We start from the raw sequence: 23,439 nt of genomic DNA, 5'->3' as shown, positions 1-23,439 counted from the left end.
GTTCTCAAAACACCGGGTTGTAACGGCCGAGCTCGACCTGTACCGACTTGATTCGAGTGTAGTGTTCGAGCGTCGTGATGCCGTTCTCGCGTCCGACACCGGATTGCTTGTATCCGCCAACCGGCATCTCGGCCGGCGATTCGCCCCACGTGTTGATCCAGCAGATGCCGGCTTCGAGGCGGTGGATCGTGCGGTGCGCGCGCGACAGGTTCTCGGTCACGACGCCGGCCGCGAGGCCGTAGTGCGTGTCGTTCGCGCGGGCGATCACTTCGTCTTCCGATGCGAATTCGAGGATGCTCATCACCGGCCCGAAAATCTCCTCGCGCACGATCTTCATGTCGTCGCGGCAGTCGCCGAACACGGTCGGCGCGACGTACTGGCCGTTGCCGAAGTGGCCGTCGGTCAGGCGCGTGCCGCCCGCGAGCAGCTTCGCGCCTTCGGCCTTGCCGCTCTCGATGAAGCCGAGCACCTTGTCGAGCTGCGCGGCCGACACGAGCGGGCCGAAGTTGGTGTCGGCATCGGTCGGCTTGCCGACGCGGATGCGCTTCACGCGTTCGAGCACCTTCTGCGTGAACGCGTCCTTCACCGAGCCGTGCACGAACACGCGCGTGCCGTTGGTGCAGACCTGGCCCGAGCTGAAGAAGTTGGCGGTGACCGCGATGTCGGCGGCGCGGTCGAGGTCGGCATCCTCGAACACGATCAGCGGCGACTTGCCGCCGAGTTCCATCGTCACTTCCTTCAGCGACGATGCGCCGGCCAGCGACATCACCTTCTTGCCGGTCTCGACGCCGCCGGTGAACGACACCTTCGCGATGTCCGGGTGGCCGGTCAGCAGCGCGCCGACCGAACCGTCGCCCTGCACGACGTTGAACACGCCGGCCGGCACGCCGGCTTCCGTATAGATTTCCGCGAGCTTCAGCGCGGTGAGCGGCGTGACTTCGCTCGGCTTGAACACCATCGCGTTGCCGGCCGCGAGCGCGGGTGCGGTCTTCCAGCAGGCGATCTGGATCGGGTAGTTCCATGCGCCGATGCCCGCGCACACGCCGAGCGGCTCGCGGCGCGTATAGACGAACGACTCGGCGCGCAGCGGCACCTGCAGCCCTTCGATCGCGGTCGCGAGGCCCGCGTAGTACTCGATCACGTCCGCGCCGGTGACGATGTCGACCGCGAGCGTCTCGCCGATCGGCTTGCCGGTGTCGCGCGTCTCGATCGCCGCGAGCTCGTCGTTGCGTTCGCGCAGCAGGTCGACCGCGCGCCGGAGGATGCGCGAGCGCTGCATCGCGGTCATCGCGGCCCATTCGCGCTGGCCTTCCTGCGCCGATGCGACCGCGCGGTCGACGTCGGCCGCGCTCGCCTGCTGCACCTGCGCGAGCAGTTCGCCGGTGGCGGGATCGAAGGTGTCGAAAGTCTTGCCGCTGGTGGCGTCGACGTAACCGCCGCCGATGTAGAGGCGCTGCAAACCGTATACGGACATGAGGATCTCCTTGAGGGCGAGTGCGCGACGCGTCAGTCGGACGCGAGCAGCAGGTCGATGTAATCGTGGGTGAGCTTCAATGCAGCCCGGGTGTCGATCGGGCCGCCGGCGAGCGCGCCGCGCAGCCACAGGCCGTCGATCAGCGCGGCGAGGCCGCTGGCGGCTTCCCGTGCTTTCGCACGCGGCAGCGCCTTGGCGAATTCCGCGCACAGGTTCGAATGGAGGCGCCGCGTGTTCACATGCTGCAGGCGCTTGAGCATCGCGTCGTGCATGCTCTGCGACCAGAACGCGAGCCAGGTCTTCATCACGGGCGTGCTGACCTGCGTGACGTCGAAGTTCGCGGCGGCGATCGCGCGCAGCCGGGAGCGCGGGTCCTTGCGGGCGGCGACGCGGCGGCGCGTGGTGGCCGCCCACAGATCGCGCAGTACGTGCCGCATCGTGGCTTCGAGCAGGCCGTCCTTGTCGCCGAAGTAGTGGCTGACGATACCCGTCGAGATGTTCGCGCGCTGCGCGACCGAGGCGAGCGTCGTGCCGGGCAGGCCGGCTTCGTCGATCGAGCGCAGCGTCGCGTCGATCAACTGCGCGCGACGAATCTCCCGCATTCCGACTTTCGGCATCGCGACTCCTTCGCCCGGACGGGCCGTTCCTGGAAGTCGAGAGCTTAGCGGTTTTTTATTGACCGTTCAATCAATAAAAAATCGGGGTCCGACGGTAGATGGGAGGGGTGGAGGAACCAAGCCGACGATGCCGCCGCGATTGTGCAGGTGCGGAAAAACCGATTGAAAGGTGGTTAAATAATTTGAAGTTTGTTTAAAACGGTTTCGGTAAAGACGGTGCAATGGCCGCGAATGTTTCCGGATTCGATTTATTACTGACCGAAAGAATGTCGAGCTATGTGAAATTCTCGCAAATCCGGAAATTCGAATGTCCAAATCCGCTAACGGAAATTCCTGAAAATTCGTTTAAATCGTTCGATTTAAACTTTATATCTATTTGAATTTTAAGGAAATGATTGGGTTGTTCGGTTGATTGATGGATTGCTCGCAAACGATTGCAGATACCTTCAGATCGATTCTGCATACCATAAAAAATGCCAAAAATATTCGAATCTGGCGTATTTCCAGGTGGAGTAGAGGGGATCGTTGGAATGACTTGAGTAAGTAATATTGCCCGTATTAGTATGGCGCCGCACCACAAGGAATGAATCGGTGCCGCGGGTTATTCCCGCGGTGCGTCGGCAATGGGCGCGGCCAACGACCGCGACAGGGCCGGCGCCCGCCATTGCGCACCTGCAGCATGCCGCGACGCCGAGACGCCGCATCCACCGGAGAACGACGATGCCGACCGAAAAATACGTGGTCCCGCTACCGAATGGTCTGAAGGTCTACGTCGAACGGAACGTGTTCGATCCGTCGTTCGACACGGCGATGCTCGTCAACGGCGCGCTCGCGACGACCGCCTCGTTCGGGCAGACCGTCCAGTATCTCGGCGAGCGGATGAACACGATCTGCTTCGACCTGCCGTACGCGGGGCAGTCGCGCCAGCACAACCCCGGCTGCTTCATCCTGACCAAGGACGACGAGGCCGCGATCCTCCAGCATCTGGTCGAGCGTTTCGCGCCCGCGTTCCTCGTGTCGGTATCGTGGGGCGGCGTCGCGTCGCTGTTCGCGCTCGCGCGCGGCTGCCCGAGCGTGCGGCGCGCGGCGATCTGCTCGTTCTCGCCGTTCCTGAACGACGCGATGGTCGACTACGTGACGCGCGCCCGCGACCACATCGCGGCCGGCGAGAACCTGAAGGCCGCGCAGCTGCTGAACGATACGGTCGGCCGCTACCTGCCGCGCATCATGAAGCTGTACAACTACCGGTATCTGACGCGCCTGCCGCGCGACGAGCAGGACCAGGTCGCGTTCCACGTCGACCAGATCCTGTCGCTGCAGCCGGAGCGCTACCTGAGCGAGTTCTCGAACATCGGCTGCGAGCTGCTGTTCCTGAACGGCGAGCGCGACGAATACACGACGCCGGCCGACGTTCGCCAGCTGGCCGCGCACGTGCCGCGCGCACGCTTCGCGACGATTCCCGACGCCGGCCATTTCCTCGACATCGAAGGCCGCGCGCAGCGCGAAGCCACGCGGGCGGCGCTGCTCGACTACTTCTGCGACGCGCCGCCCGTTGCCGCGGGCATCGCGCTCGGCGCCGCGCATGCGTGCGTGTCCGCGCCGATGCCGGCGCTGTCGTCGTGACGCAGCACGTCGCGCACCGGGCACGCCGGGTGCATCCGAATTCTCATCCACACGAGGCAGGCCAGCCGTGAATATCGTTCAGACCATCGCCATCGTCGTTCCGTGGGCCATCTGGCTCGCCTACTGGATTGCGACGTCGCAGGCCGTGAAGACGACCGTGCGCAAGGAGGCGTCGCGCTCGCGCACGCTGCAGTCGATTCCGCTGATCGTCGGCGGCGCGCTGATCATCCTGCCCGATCCGTCGTGGCAGGCGCTCGTGCCCGACTGGCAGCGCTTCGGCCTGCAGGCGCAATGCGGGCTCGCGATGCTCGTCGCGGGGCTGCTGTTCTCCGTGTGGGCGCGGCTGCATCTCGGCACGAACTGGAGCGTGTCCGTCACGCTGAAGGAAAACCACGAACTCGTTCGCACGGGCCCGTACGGCCTCGTGCGTCATCCGATCTACACCGGCTGCCTGATCGCGCTGGTCGGCGCCGCGCTGATCGGCGGCGAGTGGCGCGGCGCGCTCGGCGTCGCGCTCGTGTTCGCGTCGCTCGCGTACAAGGTGCGCGTCGAGGAGAGCTGGCTGACCGGGCATTTCGGGCCGGCGTATACGCAGTATCGCCGCGAGGTCGCGGCGCTGATCCCCGGCTTCTACTGACTCCCGCGAGGCGCGCGATGGCGAAGGTGATCGTGACCGCGATCGGCTCGGCGGGCGACGTGCATCCGCTGCTCGGCGTCGCGCGCGCGCTCGCGACGCGCGGCCACGACGTCGTGTTCTGCACGCATCCGCCGTTCGAGGCGGCCGCGCGCCGCTGCGGCTTCACGTTCGTGCCGGTCGGCACCGCGGCCGAGTACGAGGCCGCGATGGCGAACCCGGCGCTGTGGGATCCGCGCACGTCGTTTCGCACGCTGTGGCAGGTGATCGCGCCCGTGCTGCGCCCGCACTACGACGCGCTGCGCGCGCTGACCGATCGCGACACCGTGCTGGTCGGCACGCTGTGGGCGTTTTCCGCGCGCTTCATGCAGGAGCTGCACGGCACGCCGTACGTGTCGGTGCAGGTGTCGCCGTCGACGCTGCTGTCCGCGCACGTGCCGCCGACGCATCCGCGCCTGACGGTTCCCGCGCGCTGGCCGCTCCCGATGAAGGCGGCGCTGATGACGCTGATCGAGCGGCAGGTGCTCGACCGCGTGTGCGGGCCGGCGCTCAACGCGGTGCGCCGCGAGCTCGGGCTCGCGCCCGCGCGGCGCGTGCTCGGCCGCTGGCTGCATTCGACCGACGGCGTGCTGTGCCTGTTTCCCGACTGGTTCGCACCGGCGCAGCGCGACTGGCCGGCCGGTCATCTGCAAAGCGGTTTTCCGCTGTTCAACGACATCGCGACGCCCGACGACGATCGCGCGCTCGACGCGTTCCTCGCGGCCGGTGAGCCGCCCGTCGTGTTCACGGCCGGGTCGACGCGGGTCGATCACGACGCGTATGCGCGCGCGGTCGCGGACGCGCTGCATGCCACCGGCGCGCGCGGCATCCTGCTGAGCCCGCACGATGCGGCACCGGCCGCCGACCGGCTGCTGGTGCGCCGCTTCGTGCCGATGCGCACGCTGCTGCCGCGTTGCCGCGCGCTCGTGCATCACGGCGGGATCGGCACGGCGGCGCTCGCGTTCGAAGCCGGGATCCCGCAGGTCGTGACGCCGTTCGCGCACGACCAGTTCGACAATGCGCAGCGCGTCGCGGCGAGCGGCGCCGGCGTGCGCATCGACGGCCCCGTCGACGGCGCGCGTCTCGGTGCGGCGCTCGCACGCGTGCTGGATGAGCCGGAATTCGCGGTGCATGCGGAACGCACGCGGGCGCTGATCGATGCGGCGCCGGACGGCTGCGAGCGCGCCGCCGATTTCATCGAGCGCTTCGCACCGAACCACGGACGCGCGCGGGTGCAGGCTTACCTCGCGACGGCGGGCGCATGAGCACCGCAGCGCCGCTTCACGACACGCCCGCCGCCGTCGATGCACGCGAACCCGCACCCGCGGCAGCGCCGGTGCGCGGCGCGCGGCTCGCGCTGCTGACGTTCGCACTGTCGCTCGCCACCTTCATCGAAGTGCTCGACTCGACCGTGACGAACGTCGCGGTGCCGGCGATCTCCGGCAGTCTCGGCGTGTCTAACAGCCAGGGTACGTGGGTGATCAGCTCGTATTCGGTCGCGGCCGCGATCGCGGTGCCGCTGACCGGCTGGCTCGCGCGGCGCGTCGGCGAGCTGCGGCTGTTCGTCGGCGCGGTGCTGCTGTTCACGCTGACGTCGCTGCTGTGCGGGCTCGCGCGCGACCTGCACGTGCTGGTGGTCTGCCGCGCGCTGCAGGGGCTGTGCTCGGGGCCGATGGTGCCGCTGTCGCAGACGATCCTGCTGCGCACGTTCCCGCCGGACAAGCGCACGGTCGCGCTCGCGCTGTGGGCGATGACGGTGCTGCTCGCGCCGATCTTCGGGCCGGTGGTCGGCGGCTGGATCGTCGACAGCTTCTCGTGGCCGTGGATCTTCCTGATCAATTTGCCGATCGGGCTGTTCTCGTTCGCCGTCTGCACCGCGATGCTGCGTCCCGACGCGCAGCGCGGCGCGGCCGGCCCGATCGACGTGCCGGGCATCGTGCTGCTCGTGATCGGCGTCGGCTCGCTGCAGGCGATGCTCGATCTCGGCCATGACAAGGGCTGGTTCGATTCGCCGCTGATCGTCACGCTCGCGGTGGTCGCGGCGCTCGCGATCGTGTCGCTGCTGATCTGGGAAGCAGGCGACGCGCATCCGGTCGTCGACCTCAGCCTGTTTCGCGACCGCACGTTCTCGTTCTGCGTGCTGATCATCTCGCTCGGGATGATGAGCTTCTCGGTGGTGGGCGTCGTGTTCCCGCTGTGGATGCAGGCGGTGATGGGCTACAACGCGTTCCACGCGGGGCTCGCCACCGCGTCGCTCGGCGTGCTCGCGCTCGTGTTCTCGATTCTCGTCGGCCTGCACGCGCATCGCTTCGACGCGCGTGTGCTTGCGACATTCGGATTCCTGATATTTGCTGCCGTGCTCGCATGGGACGCGCATTTCACGCTGAAGATGACGTTCGCGCAGATCGCCGCGCCCGGGTTGATCCAGGGGATCGGGCTGCCGTGTTTCTTCATTCCGCTGACGGCCGCGACGCTATCGCGCATCCCGGACGACCGGCTCGCGGCCGCGTCGAGCCTGTCGAACTTCCTGCGCACGCTGTCCGCCGCATTCGGCACCGCGATGAGCGTGACGCTGTGGGACAACCGCGCGACCTATCACTACGACGTCGTGTCGCAATCGGTCACGCACGCGTCGGCGAACACGCAGCGCTTCGTGCACACGCTGAACGCGATGGGCGTGGACGGCGTGCGCGAGCTGTCCACGCTGCACCAGGTCGTGATGCAGCAGGCGTACATGATGGCGACAGGCGACATGTTCTGGATGGCGAGCATGACCTGCCTCGTGCTCGCCGCGATGATGTGGCTCACGCGGCCGAAGCGCGGCGCGGCCGCTTCGTTCGGACATTGAGGAGAGCGGCATGACGACACTCGGCGCACTCGTGATCCTGTATCACCCGAGCGACGCGCAGCTCGCGGCGCTCGGCGCGTGGCGGCACGCGTGCGACGCGCTGCTGGTCGTCGACAACACGCCGCAGCCCGATGCGCGCGCTCGCGAGGTGTGCGCGCGCGACGGCATCGCGCTGCTGCATCACGGCAATCGCGGCGGCATCGCGGGCGCCTACAACGCGGGGCTCGCGGCGCTGTTTCGCGACGACGTCGACGCGGTCGCGCTGTTCGACCAGGATTCGTCGGTGCCGGCCGGTTACTTCGCGACGATGCGCGACGCCTGCACGGGGCTCGCGGGGCGCGCGTTCCTGGCCGGCCCGCGCATCTTCGACGAGAACGCGCGCAGCTTCCTGCCCGAACTCGCGACCGACGGGATCGCGTTGCGTCGGCTGCGTCTCGCGCCCGACGCGCCGCCGCAGCGCTGCGCGTTCCTGATCTCGTCGGGCTGCGTCGTGTCGCGCGCCGCGTTCGACGTGCTCGGCCGCTTCGACGAGACGCTGTTCATCGATCACGTCGATACCGAGTACAGCTTCCGCGCGCTTGCGCGCAACGTGCCGCTCTACGTCGTGCCGTCGCTGGTGCTGCCGCACCGGATCGGCGCGAAGCAGCGGCACGCGTTCGGCCCTTTCGAAATGACGTCGATGAATCACTCGTGGCAACGGCGCTACTACAGCGCACGCAATGCGGTGCAGCTTGGGATGCAGTACGGGTTGCGCTTTCCGGTGGCGATCGTGCCGAACCTGCTGACCGTGTGGCAGGTCGTGCAGATCGCGCTCGTCGAGCGCGACAAGCGCGCCAAGCTCGCGGGCATCGCGTTCGGCATCGCCGACGGCCTGTTCGGGCGGCTCGGTCCGCTCGAGCGCACGCGGCCGCGTCTCGCCGCACGCGCGCGGCGCGTCCAGCAGGAGTGAGGGCGGCGATGAAATGCATCATGAAAGCGGCGCGAGCGGCCGGGCCGACGCATCGCGGGCAGGGCGGCTGGGCGATCGTCGCGGCCGCCGCGCTGCTGGCGCTGGGCGGCTGCGTGCCGTCGGGGTTCCTGCCGTCGCTGTCGCTGCGCACACCGGCCGGCGACGCGCTCGCTCGCACCGCGGGGCCCGGCGCGGATGGCGCATGGCCCGCGCCCGACTGGGTGAAGCAGCTGCAGGATCCGCAGCTCGACGACCTGGTGGTGGAGGCGTCGCAGAACAATCCGGATCTGCAGGTCGCGCAGGCGCGGCTGCGGATCGCGCAGTCGCAGCTTCAGCAGTTCGATTCGCTGACGGGCTTGACCGGCACGGCCGGCGCGACGGTCAGCCGCGCGCGGATGCCGAAGCCGGGCGATATCGCCGACGTGACGGCGGGCGGTTATCGCGTGCCGGTCGAGATCTTCGGCGATCCGGTCGTGTCGCCGTCGTCGGTGTTCGTCGGGCTGAACTACCAGCTCGACCTGTGGGGCAAGAACCGCGCGGCGACGAAGAGCCTGATGTCGCTGCGCGACGCGGCCGGTGTCGAGGCCGAGCAGGTGCGGCTCACGCTCGCGGTCGCGATCGTCACCGTGTATTGCCAGCTCGATGAGGCGTACGCGGTGCGCGACCTGCTGCAGCAGAAGCTGAAGATCAGCCAGCGCGTGACGGCCGTGCTGCGCGAGCGCACCGCGCGCGGCCTCGACAACGCATACGACGCGAGCGACGCGTCGATCAAGCGCAGCCGCCTGCTCGCACAGATCGCGCTGAACGACGAGCAGATCAAGCTCGCGCAATTGCAGCTCGGCGTGCTGTCCGGGCGCGGGCCGGAGCGCGGGCTCGCGTTGCAGCGGCCGCGCGTCGGCGCGTTTCCCGGCGGCGCGCTGCCCGCGCGGCTGCCGGCCGATCTGCTCGGCCGCCGGCCCGACATCGTTGCCGCGCGGTTGCGCGTCGAAGCCGCGTTCGCGAATGCCGATTCGACGCGCGCGCAGTTCTATCCGGACGTGAACCTCGTCGCGCTCGGCGGCGTGTTCGCGCTGACGCCCGCGTCGCTGTTCTCGCGTGATTCGCTCGCCGGCTCCGTCGGCCCGGCGGTCTCGCTGCCGGTGTTCGATCGCGGCCGGCTGAAGGCGAAGCTCGGCGCGGACGTCGCGCAGGCCGACGTCGCGATCGGGCTGTACAACAAGACCGTCGACGACGCGCTCGGGCAGGTCGCGCAAATCGTCACGTCGCTGCAGACCGCGCAGACGCTCGTCGTGCAGCAGCAGGATGCCGTCGCCGCCGCGCAGAAGATCGTGCAGATCGCGGCCGATCGCCATCGGCGCGGCGTGTTGATGCAGAAGGATGTCGATGTCGCGGACCTCACGCTGATCGACGAGCGTGCGCAGCTGATCGCGCTGCTCGGGCGGCAGCGGACGCTGCGCGTCGGGCTGGTCGGCGCGCTCGGCGGCGGGTTCGATGCGAGCGCAACGACTGCGGGTGCGGCGATGCCCGCGGCGCGTACCGCGCAAGGCGCGCGGACGAAACGCGGCGCGACGGCGAATGCCGCTGCCCGCGGCAACGCGGCGGACACCAGTGCGCAAGCGCGGCGCGCGGCGGTGTCAGGTAGCGGCGCTGCGCCGCGTGCCGTGCGGATCGATCCGCCGGCGGTGTCGGTCGTGCCGCTTAGTCCGGCTGCCGATGCCGAGAATGCGAGTGTGAGTACCGGCGCGAGCACGAGCACGAGCGCGAGTGCCAGCACGAACACGAACACGAGTGTCGGCGTCGGCTCGCGCCGCGCGGCTCCCACCGTCGCCGCCGACACGCGCGCGTCCGCGCTCCCCCTGTTCCAGCATGACCGCCTGATCGTTACGCAAAGCGACTGATGCACCACGACAACCTTCACACCGCGGCGCAGCCGGCCGCCCTGAACGACCCGGCACTCGACGCGCGCCGCGCGACGCGTCGCAAGCGTTTCATGCTGTTCTTCGCGGTCGTTGCGCTCGCCGCGCTCGTCTGGATCGCGTTCTGGCTGCTACGCGACCGCTACTACGAGGACACCGACGACGCGTACGTCGCCGGCAGCATCGTGCAGGCCGCCGCACAGATTCCGGGCGCCGTGACCGACGTGCTGGTCGCCGACACGCAGCCCGTGCGCGCCGGGCAGACGCTCGTGCGGCTCGACGATACGGAAGCGTCCGTCGCGTTCGCGCAGGCGAAGGCGCAGCTCGCGCAGGCCGTGCGGCAGGTCGCGAACGCGAAGATCTCGAACACGATGTACGTGGCAGCCGTGAGCGCGCGCCAGGCCGACCTGTCGCTCGCGCAGCGCGCGCTTGCCGCGCGTTCGGGCGCGTCGGTCGAGATCGTCGCGCCGGAGGAGCTGGCGCGCGCCCGCGCGGCCGTCGCCGGCGCCCAGGCGAACCTCGCGGCCGCGCAGGCGCAGCTCGACGCCGCGCGGGCGCTCGGCAGCAAGCTGCCGGTGGACGAGAGCCCGGCCGTCGTGCAGGCCGCCGCGCAGTTCAAGCTCGCTTACCGGAACCTGAAGCGCACGACGATCGTCGCGCCGGTCGACGGCACGGTCGGCCAGCGTTCGGTGCAGGCCGGCCAGCAGGTCGGGCCCGGCGTGCCGCTGATGTCGATCGTGCAGCTGAACCGGCTATGGATCGAGGCGAATTTCAAGGAAGGGCAGATCCGCCACATGCGCGTCGGCCAGCCGGTCGACGTGGTGTCGGACCTGTACGGGTCGCGCGTCGTCTATCGCGGCCGCGTGCAGGGCTTCTCGGCCGGCACCGGCAGCGCGTTCTCGATGCTGCCGTCGCAGAACGCGGCCGGCAACTGGATCAAGGTCGTGCAGCGCGTGCCGGTCGTGATCGCGCTCGATCCCCGCGATCTGGCCGCGCATCCGCTGCGGGTCGGGCTGTCGATGCGCGCGACGGTCGATACGCGCAACCGCGACGGCCATTCGCTCGACAGCGAACCGCCGACGCCGGCCGTCAGCACGCGCGTGCACGACGGCATCGCGAGCGACGCGGAAGCGGCTGCTGCCGCGATCATCCGCGAGAATCAGGGCGGGTGACAGGCGGCGGGCCGGGGTGGGTGGCCGGCGCATCCCGGCCTTCCCCCCAACCCCCGCCCGCACCCCTTTTCCGGACCGACCTTCGCATTTCCGCCACCGATGTCGGCACCGATCAAACGCGTGTCGCGTTTGAGACATCGGCGCCCCCACCTCCGGGACTACTCTCGAACAGCACGTTGCGTAGCACCGCATCTGCCGGCGCACAGCAGCGCCATCCAACGAGACATGGAGACAATACGATGAGCAACAATCGAGGTGTCGTCTATCTTGGGCCGGGCAAGGTCGAAGTTCAGAAGATCGATTATCCGAAGATGGTCGATCCGACCGGCCGCGCGATCGGCCACGGCGTGATCCTGAAAGTGGTCAGCACGAACATCTGCGGTTCCGACCAGCACATGGTGCGCGGCCGCACGACCGCGCCGATCGGCCTCGTGCTCGGTCACGAGATCACGGGCGAAGTGGTCGAGGTGGGCCGCGACGTCGAGACGCTGAAGATCGGCGATCTCGTGTCGGTGCCCTTCAACGTCGCGTGCGGCCGCTGCGCGATGTGCAAGGACACGCATACGGGCGTGTGCCTGAACGTGAACCCGTCGCGAGCCGGCGGCGCATACGGCTACGTCGACATGGGCGGCTGGATCGGCGGCCAGGCCGAGTACGTGCTCGTGCCGTACGCCGACTTCAACCTGCTGAAATTCCCGGATCGCGACCAGGCAATGGCGAAGATCCGCGACCTGACCTGCCTGTCCGACATTCTGCCGACCGGTTATCACGGCGCGGTGAGCGCGGGCGTGAAGCCGGGCTCGACGGTCTACATCGCGGGCGCGGGCCCGGTCGGGATGGCGGCGGCCGCATCGGCGCGCCTGCTCGGCGCGGCGGTCACGATCGTCGGCGACATGAATGCGGAACGCCTCGCGCACGCGCGGGCGATGGGCTTCGAGACGGTCGACCTGTCGAAGGACGCGTCGCTCGGCGAGCAGATCGAGCAGATCCTCGGCGTGCCGGAGATCGACTGCGCGGTCGACTGCGTCGGCTTCGAGGCGCACGGTCACGGTTCGTCGGGCCATTCCGAGGAAGCGCCCGCGACGGTGCTGAACTCGCTGATGGAAATCACGCGTCCTGCCGGCGCGATCGGCATTCCGGGCCTGTACGTGACGGACGATCCGGGCGCGAAGGACAAGGCCGCGCAGCACGGCAGCCTGAGCATCCGCTTCGGCCTCGGCTGGGCGAAGTCGCATTCGTTCTTCACGGGCCAGACACCGGTGCTGAAGTACAACCGCAACCTGATGCAGGCCATCCTGTTCGACCGTCTGCCGATCGCGAAGATCGTCAACGTCGAGGTGATCTCGCTCGATCAGGCGCCGGAAGGCTACAAGAAGTTCGACGGCGGCGCGCCGCGCAAATTCGTGATCGATCCGCACGGCTTGCTGGCGGCCTGACGCACGAACGGGCGGAACATGAAACGGGCGGTACCGGAAACGGTGCCGCCCGTTTTTGCTGTGGGCTTGCGCTGCCGGCGCAGGCGAACCCCGATCGTAGCGGCCCGCGATCGCGCCGAATTCCTGCGCGCCCGGCGCTCAGTGCGCGCGATAGACCATGGCCACTTGGGTCGCGCTTGCCGTCGCGCGCCGACCGTGGCGCGTATGCAGGCTTACGCGGCGGATCGCGTGCGCGTGTCGCGTCGCGGTAGCGCCGCCTTTCCAGTTGACGACGCGAGTACCGCTGCGCGTGCGCACCGCCGGTGCGTGCCGCGCGACCGTGGTTGCCGTGCGTCCGGTCATGTGTCGGCTCGGGCCGGCATAGCCTGCTCGATCGGTTGCGTCCAGCCGGTCGGCGGCGGCAAGCCGATCGCTGTCGAGCGCCGGGCGGTCGGCCGGATGAAACGCATGGACGGGCGCGGGCACGACCGGCAACGTCAGCGCGTCGGCCGCATGCAGACTGGCGTCGTTTGCCGCTGGCGCCGGCGCGCCCTGGCCGCGGCAGACCGGATCGGCCTTGCACGTCCGGTCGAACGTCACATAGCCGCCGACCAGCAGCACGAGGGTCAGGATGCTCAGCAGCGGCGCGCTCGACGCGCTCGGCCGCCGGATCGCCGCGCTGCGCACCGCGGCGCCGATGCGCGACGACCATTTCGGGACGGGGAGCGCGTCGTGCGGAGGAGCGGCCTGCGTGGCCTGCGCTTCGTCGCTTGATTCGCTCGATTCGATCGGTTCGCGCAGCGGCGCGAACGGCCAGCCCCCGAGTCCGCAGACGGGGCATTGCTCGGTGGCGCGGAATGCCATGAAGCCGCATTGCCGGCAGCGCTGGCTGACGGCATCGCGCGGCACGGCGTGCAGGTTCAGTGCGCCGCGCAACGTGTCGCGCGTGCGGACTTTCCGGATGGGCAGGACTTGCATGGTCGTTGCTACCTCGTCTGTCGTTGCCGCCCCGCGAGCGTCCCGAGGGTCTGCATCGCGTCCTCGACGGCAGGGGTCCACGGCCGGCCGTAGTTCAGCCGGACGTAGCGGTGAAAGGCGCCCGTCATGGAAAAAATCGGCCCGGGCGCGAGGCTGACGCCGTTTTTCATCGCGTCGCCGAACAACCGCATCGCATCCACGTGCGGCGGCAATTCGATCCACAGGAAATACCCGCCGCGCGGGGCATGCACCGCCGTATCGGGCGGGAAGTACGCGCTGACGGCCGCCAGCATCTGCGCCTGGTGCGCGGCCAGGTTGCGGCGGAGCCGGCGCAGGAAGCGGTCGTACGCGCCGTTGAGCAGGTAGCTGGATACGGCCATCTGCGCGGGCACGTCGGCCGCCGGCGCGCTCGCGTTCTTCACCTGGCTGATCTGCTTCACGTAGCGTCCGGCCGCGACCCAGCCGACCCGGAAACCGGGGGCAAGGCACTTCGAGAACGAACCGCAATGCAGCACCAGCCCGCTTTCGTCGTACAGCTTCGCGGGCCGCGTGGGCGTCGGGCCGAAGTGCAGTTCGCCGAACACGTCGTCCTCGATCAGCGGCACGCGGTGCGACGCGAGCAGGTCGATCAGCGCGCGCTTGCGCTCGTCGGGCAGCGTCGCGCCGGTCGGGTTGTGGAACGAGGTCATGAACCAGCAGGCGCGCACCGGATGCGTGTCGAGCGCGTCGGCGAGCGCATCGAGATCGAGGCCGGTGCGCGGATTCACCGGAATTTCGATGGCCTTCAGGTGCAGCCGCCGCACGGCCTGCAGTACCGCGTGATAGGCCGGACGTTCGATCGCGACGATGTCGCCGGGGCGCGTGAGCGCCTGCAGGCTCAGCGTCAGCGCTTCGGCCGCGCCGGTCGTGATGACGATCTCTTCCATCGGCAATGACGCGCCCGCGTTCAGGTAGCGCAGTGCGATCTGGCGGCGCAGCGCTTCATGGCCGGGCGGCAGCCCGGCCAGCAGTTTCGCGCGGTCCATGTTGCGGGCCGCCGCCGCCGCATACCGCCACAGGCTGCTCATCGGAAACAGCGAATAGCTGGCGAACGCGGAACCCAGCGGCACGATGTCGTCGAATTTGAGCGAGTCGAGCAAGCGGAACAGCACATCGGTGTCGCCCGTCTGCGACGCGGCCGGTTTGCGCGGGGTGTCGTGACCCGCGCGCACGCGCTTGTCATCCAGGTTCGCAACGAAATATCCGGAGCGCGCACGCGCGGTGATCAGGCCCTCGCTTTCGAGCTTGTAGTACGCGCGAAACACGGTGGATGGACTTACACGGTAAGCGCGGCACGCTGCGCGCACGGTCGGGATACGCGCGCCGGGCCCGAGGTCGCCACGCCGGATCGCGTCGCCAATCGTCTGAGCCAGCGCCGCATAACGCTTCATGCCTGCCCTCCGGCCGATCGCGGCCGTCGTGAAAAAAGAGTAGCACGGCCTCCGCCGCGTTCAATCCCGCCCTCAAACGCTGATGCGCCTGTCGCTGATCCGGTTGTTTTCGACTCACTTTGAGCCTTTTCTTCAGACGAGCGAGCAGGCATGCTGCGCAAGTTTCATTCCCGATGCGTGATCGATACCGAGTTCGCGCCCTCCGATGGCGGACCCGTGATCCCCGTGCACCGTGTGCGGGACCCGGGCCGCTCCGTCCCTACCTTTCCCGGAAGCAATCAGCGTGAAATCGAAGTTCCTCGCTGCGGGCCTCGTGGCCGGCATCGCTCTCAACCTGTCCAGCGGTGCCGCCGAAGCGGCCTGCATCAGCAATCCTCCGACTCAATCCAACGCGTCGTTTCCCGCGGCGCTGACCGGCAAGCTCGTCTATCACAGCTACGTCAACTACGGCGACGGCACGAGCCAGCTGTTCCTGTACGATTTTTCGGCCCATACGCTCACGCAGCTGAGCAAGAGCAGCTGGGGCATCACCGATCCGATGAACGGCGTGTTCAGCCCCGACGGCAAGTGGCTCGCGTTCATGGGCATCAGCAACGGCGCATGGAACGTGTTCATGCTGCAGCTCGGCGCCGGCACGCCGCCCGTGAACCTGACGAACAGCACCGGCGCGACGCGCAACGAAGATCCGAAATTCAGCGCCGACGGCAAGACGCTCGTGTTCAAGCAGAACGGCGACGTGAAGCAGGGCACGCTGTCGTACACGAGCGCGGGCCCGGTGTTCACGTCGGTCGTGAGCCTGACGAACGCACCGGCCGGCGCCGAATACTCGATGCCGTTCCTCGCGCCGGACGCGAGCGCCGTCTACTACGCGACGGGCACCGGCTCGAACATGGGGCTGATGAAGCGCACGATCGCGACCGGCGCGACCGCCACGTTCGATCATCCGGCCGGTCTGCAGACCTACTATCCGATCGTGCGCGGCGACGGCATGGTGTTCTATGCACGCTGGAAGGATAGCGGCGGCGCGGACCAGATCTACACGAAGACCGCGGACCCGGCATCGACGCCGAACGCGCTGCCGATCAACGACTGCGTGAGCAACAACTCGGACCCGGCGCCGGTGACCGGCACGAACTACGTGTTCTTCTCGTCGACGACGGCGGGCGGCTACCAGCTCTACGTCGGCGACGTGACGACCGGCCAGCGCTGGAGCCTGTCGCAGTTCGGCGTGAATGCCGATACGACGAAGGCGAAGCTCGGCTCGAGCTACTACGGCGGCCCGGCAGCCGCGCAGCCGACACTGCTGTCGCAAGGGCGGCCGGCTGCTGCGTCGGCGAGCTACAACACATCGCTGACGGCGGACAAGGCGTTCGACGGCAACACGACCAGCACGCGCTGGGATTCGCCGGAAGGCGCGGGCGTCGATCCGCAATGGATCTCCGTCGATCTCGGCGCGGTGAAGAAGATCAGCAGCGTCGATCTCTACTGGGACGCGGGCGCGCTCGTGTACCAGATCCAGACGTCGAACGACAACGCGAACTGGACGACGGTCTACTCGACGAACAACGGCGTGTCGTACGGTCACGTCACGTTGCCGAACCTGAATGCGCAGGGGCGCTACGTGCGGATGCTCGGCACGAAGCGGGCGACGCAGTGGGGGTACTCGCTCGACGAAATGCAGGTGTGGGGATCGTAAGCACCAGCAAAAAGCGGCCTTCGAGGCCGCTTTTTTTTATCGCGCAACGCGCGCAACTCGTGCGTCACGCATGAATCACATGCGCCGGAAACGCCGGCGCGGATGCCGCCGCGCCCTGCGCGAGCGGCGCGACCTGCTTGCGGCGTTCGCGCGTCGGCGCGACGCCGAACGCGTCGCGATAGCTCTTGCTGAAGTGGCATGCCGACTGGAAGCCGCACGCCATCGTGATGTGCATGATCGACATGTCGGTCTGCAGCAGCAGCTCGCGCGCGCGGCGCAGCCGCAGCGTCAGGTAATAGTGCGTGGGCGTCATCCCGAGGTGTTCGCGGAACAGGCGCTGCAGCTGACGCTGCGACATGTTCGCGAGCCGCGCGAGCTCCTCGCGCGACAGCGGTTCCTCGATGTTGTTCTCCATCAGCGAAATCACTTCGAACAGCGACTTGTTCGCCGAGCCGAGCCGCGCGACGAGCGGCATCCGCTGTTGCGCGCTCGTGTCGCGCACGTGTTCGACGATGAACTGCTCGGCGATCTGCGTGACGCGCGCGGTGCCGACCCGTGCGGCGATCAGGTTCAGCATCATGTCGAGCGGCGCGACGCCGCCCGTGCACGTGATGCGATCGCGGTCGACCACGAACAGTTCCTTCAGGAAGCGCGTGTCCGGAAACTCTTCCTTCAGCGCCGACATGTTTTCCCAGTGGATCGCGCACGCGTAGCCCGCGAGCAGCCCCGACTTCGCGAGCGCATAGGTGCCCGTGCACAGGCTGCCGAGCGGAATGCCCGAACGCGCAAAGCGGCGCAGCGTCGACAGATGGGCGGGCGTGGTCGCGCGCTGCACGTCGACGCCGCCGCACACGAATACGATATCCGGCTGCCCGACGCACTCGGCCGGGCCCGTGTCGACCGTGAGGCCATTGCTCGCCGTGACCGGGCCGCCGTCCGGGCTGATGATCGACCAGCGGTAGAGCGGCTGGCCGCTCAGGTAGTTCGCCATCCGAAGCACCTCGATCGCATTGGTGAACGCGATCATCGTGAAGTTCGGTAAAGGCATGAACGCGAAGTGGGACAGCGACGCTGTGCGGTCGGGCGACATGGGGAGCGTTCCTTGAATCTCTAATAGCTTTTAGCCCGAGGCACGGATCGGGCTGCCGTATTGTGGGAGCGAGCGCAACAACCGTGCCATACGGCTAAACCCTAGCTCCATACGTTGTATGGGCGCGGGGCGGATGCTGCACTGCACCGTAAGCGGGCCGCGCTGCACCCGGGACGCACAGCGCAGGCACCGGCGAAGTGCCTGTCCACCGATGAATCGCGAATTCACTGCACACGCCGGCTTGCCTGGTCATCCCAAAAAGCACGACCGGTCACTTGTACAAAACGGACGCGCATGGCGGAAAAGGTAAAGAACGCGTCTAAATTCATCAATCCGTCGAAAATCCGAACGACAAGAATAGAGCCGTCGGCAGCCTTGCACTGGATGCGCTGGAAACCCAGGTATGGCGGGCCTCGAGCTTCGGTTTCACGCCCTTTATTCTTCGTCACGGACGCACTATGTCGAACACCCAGCCTTTCTTCTCGCAGCCCCTCGCCGAGCGCGACGCGCCGGTGCGCAGCGCCATCCTGAAGGAGCTCGAGCGCCAGCAGTCGCAGGTCGAGCTGATCGCGTCGGAAAACATCGTGTCGCGCGCGGTGCTGGAGGCCCAGGGTTCGGTGCTGACCAACAAGTATGCGGAAGGCTATCCGGGCAAGCGCTACTACGGCGGCTGCGAGTTCGCGGACGAGGTGGAGGCGCTGGCGATCGAGCGCGTGAAGCAGATCTTCAACGCCGGCTATGCGAACGTGCAGCCGCACTCGGGCGCGCAGGCGAACGGTTCGGTGATGCTCGCGCTCGCGAAGCCGGGCGACACGGTGCTCGGCATGTCGCTGGACGCCGGCGGCCACCTGACGCACGGCGCGAAGCCGGCGCTGTCGGGCAAGTGGTTCAACGCCGTGCAGTACGGCGTGAACCGCGACACGATGCGGATCGACTACGACCAGGTCGAGGCACTCGCGCACGAGCACAAGCCGAGCCTGATCATCGCCGGCTTCTCGGCGTACCCGCGCGCGCTGGACTTCGCCCGCTTCCGTGCGATCGCCGACAGCGTCGGCGCGAAGCTGATGGTCGACATGGCGCACATCGCGGGCGTGATCGCCGCCGGCCGCCATGCGAATCCGGTCGAGCACGCGCACGTCGTCACGTCGACCACGCACAAGACGCTGCGCGGCCCGCGCGGCGGCTTCGTGCTGACCAACGACGAAGAGATCGCGAAGAAGATCAACTCGGCCGTGTTCCCCGGCCTGCAGGGCGGCCCGCTGATGCACGTGATCGCCGGCAAGGCCGTCGCGTTCGGCGAAGTGCTGCATGCGGACTTCAAGACCTACATCGACAACGTGCTCGCGAACGCGCAGGCCCTCGGCGAAGTGCTGAAGGCGGGCGGCGTCGACCTCGTCACCGGCGGCACCGACAACCACCTGCTGCTGGTCGACCTGCGCCCGAAGGGCCTGAAGGGTGCGCCGGTCGAGCAGGCGCTCGAACGCGCGGGCATCACCTGCAACAAGAACGGCATTCCGTTCGACACCGAGAAGCCGACCGTCACGTCGGGCATCCGTCTCGGCACGCCGGCCGGCACGACGCGCGGCTTCGGCGTCGCGGAGTTCCGCGAAGTCGGCCGCCTGATTCTCGAGGTGTTCGACGCGCTGCGCGCGAACCCGGAAGGCGACCACGCGACCGAACAGCGCGTGCGCCGCGAGATTTTCGCGCTTTGCGAGCGCTTCCCGATTTACTGATCGACGACCCCACATACAGCAGAGACTGGAGCGAGAGGCAGATATGAGCACGCTGCATCAGGACAGCATCATCATCGACGGACTGAACATCTCGAAGTTCGAGAAGCCGGTGTTCGAGGACATGCGCAAGGGCGGCATCACGGCCGCGAACTGCACGGTATCGGTGTGGGAGAACTTCACCAAGACCGTCGACAACATCGGCGTGATGAAGCAGAAGATCCGCGAGAACGGCGAACTGCTGACGCTGGTGCGCACGACCGACGACATCTTCCGCGCGAAGAAGGAAGGCAAGACCGGGATCATCCTCGGCTTCCAGAACGCGCACGCGTTCGAGGACAACCTCGGCTACATCGAGGCGTTCGCCGACATGGGCGTGCGCGTCGTGCAGCTCTGCTACAACACGCAGAACCTGGTCGGCACCGGCTGCTACGAGCGCGACGGCGGCCTGTCGGACTTCGGCCGCGAAGTGATCACCGAGATGAACCGCGTCGGCATCATGGTCGACCTGTCGCATGTGGGCGGCAACACGTCGTCGGAAGCGATCGCGTTCTCGAAGAAGCCGGTGTGCTACTCGCACTGCCTGCCGTCGGGCCTGAAGGAACATCCGCGCAACAAGAGCGACGCGCAGCTGAAGGAAATCGCCGACGCCGGCGGCTTCGTCGGCGTGACGATGTTCGCGCCGTTCCTGAAGCGCGGCATCGAGGCGAACATCGACGACTACATCGAGGCGATCGACTACGTCGTGAACCTGATCGGCGAAGACGCGGTCGGCATCGGCACGGACTTCACGCAGGATTTCGCGAAGGAATTCTTCGACATGCTGACGCATGACAAGGGCCGCTATCGCCAGCTGACGAACTTCGGCAAGGTGATCAACCCGGACGGCATCCGCACGATCGGCGAATTCCCGAACCTGACCGCGGCGATGGAACGCCACGGCTGGAAGGAGTCGCGCATCCGCAAGATCATGGGCGAGAACTGGGTGCGCGTGTTCAAGGACGTGTGGGGCGCGTAAGCGTCCGCCGAGCCGAACCGCCACCCGCGATTCAACACTAGAACAATCGGGACGTGCCGGCGCCTGTCGCGCGGGCACGCGGACGATGTCGTGCCTGCGCCTGAGTCGCGCGGCCAATTTTCCTCACGGAGTCACCACGATGCAACCGCAACTGCCGATCAACGTCGATCCCGATACCGGCGTCTGGACCACCGACGCGCTGCCGATGCTGTACGTGCCGCGTCACTTCTTCACGAACAATCACGTCGCCGTCGAGGAAGCGCTCGGCGTCGAGGCGTATGCCGAGATCCTCTACAAGGCCGGCTACAAGTCCGCGTACCACTGGTGCGACAAGGAAGCGAAGCTGCACGGCCTCACCGGCATGGCGGTGTTCGAGCACTACCTGAAACGCCTGTCGCAACGCGGCTGGGGCCTGTTTTCGATCATCGAGGCCGATCCGGCCAGCGCACGCGCGAAGATCGAGCTGCGCCACTCGTCGTTCGTGCTCCAGCAGCCGGGCAAGGAAGGCAAGCTCTGCTACATGTTCGCGGGCTGGTTCGCCGGCGCGATGGACTGGGTCAACGACACGACGCCGGAAGGCAAGGGCGCGCCGCGCGCGCGGTCGTTGGAAGTGCAGTGTGCGGCCGAGCACCACGATCACTGCGTCTTCGAAGTGTCGCCGATCGCGCACTGACGCGCCGACCCGAGACACAGCAACAAACAACACCCGCAACACGAGACATTCGAACGCCAGAGGTCGCCTGCGATGCGTTATCCCCACCTGTTCAAACCCATGCAGCTGAACCAGCTGACGCTGCGCAACCGGATCGTCAGCACCGCGCACGCGGAGGTGTATGCCGAGCCGGGCGGCCTGCCGGGCGACCGCTACATCCGCTATTACGAAGAGAAGGCGAAGGGTGGCGTCGGCCTCGCGATCTGCGGCGGCTCGAGCCCCGTGTCGATCGACAGCCCGCAGGGCTGGTGGAAGTCGGTGAACCTGTCGAACGACAAGATCATCGACCCGCTCACGCGTCTCGCCGACACGATGCACAAGCACGGCGCGAAGATCATGATCCAGGCGACGCACATGGGCCGCCGCTCGTCGTTCCACGGCGAGCACTGGCCGCACCTGATGTCGCCGTCGGGCGTGCGCGAGCCGGTGCACCGCGGTAACGCGAAGATCATCGAGATCGAGGAAATCCGCCGCATCATCGGCGACTTCGCGGCCGCCGCGAAGCGCGTGAAAGCGGCCGGCATGGACGGCATCGAAATCTCCGCCGCGCACCAGCACCTGATCGACCAGTTCTGGAGCAAGCGTTCGAACCACCGCACCGACGAATGGGGCGGCAGCCTCGAGAACCGCCTGCGCTTCGGCATCGAAGTGCTGACGGCCGTGCGTGAAGCGGTCGGCAAGGACTTCTGCGTCGGCCTGCGCATGTGCGGCGACGAATTCCACGAGGACGGTCTCGATCACGAAGCGCTGAAGGAAATCGCGCAGGCGATGTCGGAGACGGGCCTGATCGACTACCTGAGCGTGGTCGGCTCGGGCGGCGACACGCACAACACGATCGCGAACTGCATGCCGCCGATGGCGTTGCCGCCGGAGCCGTTCGTGCACCTCGCGGCCGGCATCAAGTCGGTGGTGAAGATTCCCGTGATGCACGCACAGAGCATCCGCGATGCGGGGCAGGCCGAGCGCCTGCTCGCGAACGGCATGATCGACCTGGTCGGCATGACGCGCGCGCAGATCGCCGATCCGCACATGGTGATCAAGATCCGCGACGGCCGCGAGGACGAAATCAAGCAGTGCGTCGGCGCGAACTACTGCATCGACCGCCAGTACAACGGCCTCGACGTGCTGTGCATCCAGAACGCCGCGACGTCGCGCGAGGCGACGATGCCGCACATCATCGAGAAGTCGCGCGGCCCGAAGCGCAAGGTGGTGGTGGTCGGCGCGGGCCCGGCGGGCCTCGAGGCCGCACGCGTCGCGAAGCTGCGCGGCCACGACGTCGTGCTGTTCGAGAAGAACGCCGAAGTCGGCGGCCAGGTGATGATCGCCGCGAAGGCGCCGCAGCGCGAACAGATGTCGGGGATCATCCGCTGGTTCGACATGGAAACCAAGCGTCTCGGCGTCGACCGGCGCCTCGGCGTCGCCGCCGACGAGAAGATGATCATGGCCGAGAAGCCGGACATCGTCGTGCTCGCGACCGGCGGTTCGAGCTTCACGTGGCAGGTGCCGGCGTGGGGCGTGGCCGAAGGTCTCGCGGTCAGCTCGTGGGACATCCTGACCGGCAAGGTCGAGCCGAAGCAGAACGTGCTGCTGTTCGACGGCGTGAGCACGCATGCGGGCGCCGGCGTGGCCGACTTCATGGCGAGCCGCGGCTCGAAGGTCGAGGTGGTGACGCCCGACGTGAAGGTGGCCGACGATTGCGGCGGCACGACGTTCCCGATCTTCTATCGCCGCCTGTACGCGCTCGGCGTGATCCCGACGCCGAACACGATGCTCGATCGCGTGTACGAGGAAGACGGCAAGATCATCGCCGTGCTGCGCAACGAATACACCGAGGAGCTGGAAGAGCGCGCGGTCGACCAGGTCGTGATCGAGAACGGTTCGTCGCCGAACGACGAGCTGTACTGGAAGCTCAAGCCGGAGTCGGTGAACCGCGGCCAGATCGATCCGCACACGCTGTTCGCGGCCGAGCCGCAGCCGTGCCTGTCGGAAGAACTGGGCAACGGCCGCTTCCTGCTGTTCCGTGTCGGCGACTGCATCTCGATGCACAACGTCCACGGTGCGATCTACGACTCGCTGCGCCTCGTCAAGGATTTCTAAA

Annotated in this window: 19 protein-coding genes; 13 read left to right on the top strand and 6 right to left on the bottom strand. The window is 67.6% G+C overall.

Translation table 11 applies throughout. The features are described 5' to 3' along the window. Window positions 1-4: 4 nt before the first annotated feature. Both betB and betI read right to left on the bottom strand, forming a co-directional pair. Window positions 5-1,474 (bottom strand): betaine-aldehyde dehydrogenase, encoded by a 1,470-nt coding sequence (gene betB / locus NQV17_RS27100; RefSeq protein WP_044844377.1) that lies wholly within the window; start codon window positions 1,472-1,474, stop codon window positions 5-7. A 32-nt stretch (window positions 1,475-1,506) separates the two neighbouring features. Further along, the gene (betI, locus tag NQV17_RS27095) at window positions 1,507-2,091 is read right to left on the bottom strand and encodes a transcriptional regulator BetI (RefSeq protein ID WP_044844376.1); all 585 of its coding nucleotides are present in this window, start codon (window positions 2,089-2,091) and stop codon (window positions 1,507-1,509) included. A 720-nt stretch (window positions 2,092-2,811) separates the two neighbouring features. Between betI and NQV17_RS27090 the strand changes: the two genes are divergently transcribed. The 8 genes from NQV17_RS27090 to fdhA all read left to right on the top strand — a co-directional run bounded on the left by NQV17_RS27090 (window position 2,812) and on the right by fdhA (window position 12,708). Continuing rightward, the gene (locus NQV17_RS27090) at window positions 2,812-3,714 is read left to right on the top strand and encodes an alpha/beta fold hydrolase (RefSeq protein WP_044844375.1); all 903 of its coding nucleotides are present in this window, start codon (window positions 2,812-2,814) and stop codon (window positions 3,712-3,714) included. A gap of 67 nt (window positions 3,715-3,781) precedes the next feature. After that, a complete protein-coding gene (locus NQV17_RS27085) occupies window positions 3,782-4,351 on the top strand; it encodes an isoprenylcysteine carboxylmethyltransferase family protein (RefSeq protein ID WP_257774630.1) in 570 nt (189 codons plus the stop codon). 17 nt (window positions 4,352-4,368) lie between these two features. Continuing rightward, on the top strand, window positions 4,369-5,652 hold the full coding sequence (locus tag NQV17_RS27080; protein ID WP_257774629.1) for a glycosyltransferase: 1,284 nt from the start codon (window positions 4,369-4,371) through the stop codon (window positions 5,650-5,652). After that, window positions 5,649-7,235 (top strand): DHA2 family efflux MFS transporter permease subunit, encoded by a 1,587-nt coding sequence (locus NQV17_RS27075; RefSeq protein ID WP_257774628.1) that lies wholly within the window; start codon window positions 5,649-5,651, stop codon window positions 7,233-7,235. Before NQV17_RS27080 ends, NQV17_RS27075 begins: the two co-directional genes overlap by 4 nt. 10 nt (window positions 7,236-7,245) lie before the next feature. Beyond that, window positions 7,246-8,184 (top strand): glycosyltransferase family 2 protein, encoded by a 939-nt coding sequence (locus NQV17_RS27070; RefSeq protein WP_257774627.1) that lies wholly within the window; start codon window positions 7,246-7,248, stop codon window positions 8,182-8,184. Between the two features lie 20 nt (window positions 8,185-8,204). After that, window positions 8,205-10,082: an efflux transporter outer membrane subunit gene (locus NQV17_RS27065; protein ID WP_257774626.1), complete on the top strand. Its 1,878-nt coding sequence runs from the start codon at window positions 8,205-8,207 to the stop codon at window positions 10,080-10,082. Further along, entirely contained in the window at window positions 10,082-11,272 is a 1,191-nt protein-coding gene (locus NQV17_RS27060; protein WP_257774625.1) for an HlyD family efflux transporter periplasmic adaptor subunit, read from the top strand. The genes NQV17_RS27065 and NQV17_RS27060 overlap by 1 nt, the downstream gene beginning before the upstream one ends. A gap of 239 nt (window positions 11,273-11,511) precedes the next feature. Next, a complete protein-coding gene (fdhA, locus tag NQV17_RS27055) occupies window positions 11,512-12,708 on the top strand; it encodes a formaldehyde dehydrogenase, glutathione-independent (protein ID WP_257774624.1) in 1,197 nt (398 codons plus the stop codon). 138 nt (window positions 12,709-12,846) lie between these two features. On the opposite strand, the gene NQV17_RS27050 is transcribed toward fdhA, so the two are convergent. Together NQV17_RS27050 and NQV17_RS27045 are read right to left on the bottom strand one after the other, a co-directional pair. Continuing rightward, the gene (locus tag NQV17_RS27050) at window positions 12,847-13,665 is read right to left on the bottom strand and encodes an ATP-dependent serine protease (RefSeq protein WP_257774623.1); all 819 of its coding nucleotides are present in this window, start codon (window positions 13,663-13,665) and stop codon (window positions 12,847-12,849) included. Between the two features lie 8 nt (window positions 13,666-13,673). Then, window positions 13,674-15,095, bottom strand: a complete 1,422-nt coding sequence (locus NQV17_RS27045) for a PLP-dependent aminotransferase family protein (protein ID WP_257774622.1) — start codon at window positions 15,093-15,095, stop codon at window positions 13,674-13,676. Window positions 15,096-15,378: 283 nt separating this feature from the next. On the opposite strand from NQV17_RS27045, the gene NQV17_RS27040 reads away from it, so the two are divergent. Next, complete coding sequence (locus NQV17_RS27040) at window positions 15,379-16,791, top strand: discoidin domain-containing protein (RefSeq protein WP_044844365.1); 1,413 nt, start codon at window positions 15,379-15,381, stop codon at window positions 16,789-16,791. 64 nt (window positions 16,792-16,855) lie between these two features. Here NQV17_RS27040 and NQV17_RS27035 read toward each other — a convergent pair whose 3' ends face one another. Both NQV17_RS27035 and NQV17_RS27030 read right to left on the bottom strand, forming a co-directional pair. Beyond that, window positions 16,856-17,881 carry a GlxA family transcriptional regulator gene (locus tag NQV17_RS27035; RefSeq protein ID WP_257774621.1) on the bottom strand — a complete coding sequence of 342 codons (1,026 nt, stop codon included), beginning with the start codon at window positions 17,879-17,881 and terminating at the stop codon, window positions 16,856-16,858. Between the two features lie 224 nt (window positions 17,882-18,105). Then, window positions 18,106-18,330 carry a hypothetical protein gene (locus NQV17_RS27030; protein ID WP_082088477.1) on the bottom strand — a complete coding sequence of 75 codons (225 nt, stop codon included), beginning with the start codon at window positions 18,328-18,330 and terminating at the stop codon, window positions 18,106-18,108. 9 nt (window positions 18,331-18,339) lie between these two features. Here NQV17_RS27030 and NQV17_RS27025 point away from each other — a divergent pair, with 9 nt between their 5' ends. From NQV17_RS27025 to NQV17_RS27010, 4 genes are all read left to right on the top strand, one after another. After that, window positions 18,340-19,614, top strand: a complete 1,275-nt coding sequence (locus NQV17_RS27025) for a serine hydroxymethyltransferase (protein ID WP_044844363.1) — start codon at window positions 18,340-18,342, stop codon at window positions 19,612-19,614. A 43-nt stretch (window positions 19,615-19,657) separates the two neighbouring features. Beyond that, window positions 19,658-20,629 (top strand): dipeptidase, encoded by a 972-nt coding sequence (locus NQV17_RS27020; RefSeq protein WP_044844362.1) that lies wholly within the window; start codon window positions 19,658-19,660, stop codon window positions 20,627-20,629. A 139-nt stretch (window positions 20,630-20,768) separates the two neighbouring features. After that, window positions 20,769-21,302: a DUF5943 domain-containing protein gene (locus NQV17_RS27015; RefSeq protein ID WP_089475447.1), complete on the top strand. Its 534-nt coding sequence runs from the start codon at window positions 20,769-20,771 to the stop codon at window positions 21,300-21,302. A gap of 72 nt (window positions 21,303-21,374) precedes the next feature. Continuing rightward, on the top strand, window positions 21,375-23,438 hold the full coding sequence (locus NQV17_RS27010; RefSeq protein ID WP_044844361.1) for an NADH:flavin oxidoreductase: 2,064 nt from the start codon (window positions 21,375-21,377) through the stop codon (window positions 23,436-23,438). Window position 23,439: the final 1 nt, after the last annotated feature.

It is taken from the genome of Burkholderia sp. SCN-KJ (assembly GCF_024656005.1).
Classification (GTDB): Bacteria; Pseudomonadota; Gammaproteobacteria; order Burkholderiales; family Burkholderiaceae; genus Burkholderia.
Note: the sequence above shows the minus strand (reverse complement) of the source record. Positions and strands in the feature narration are given on the sequence as shown.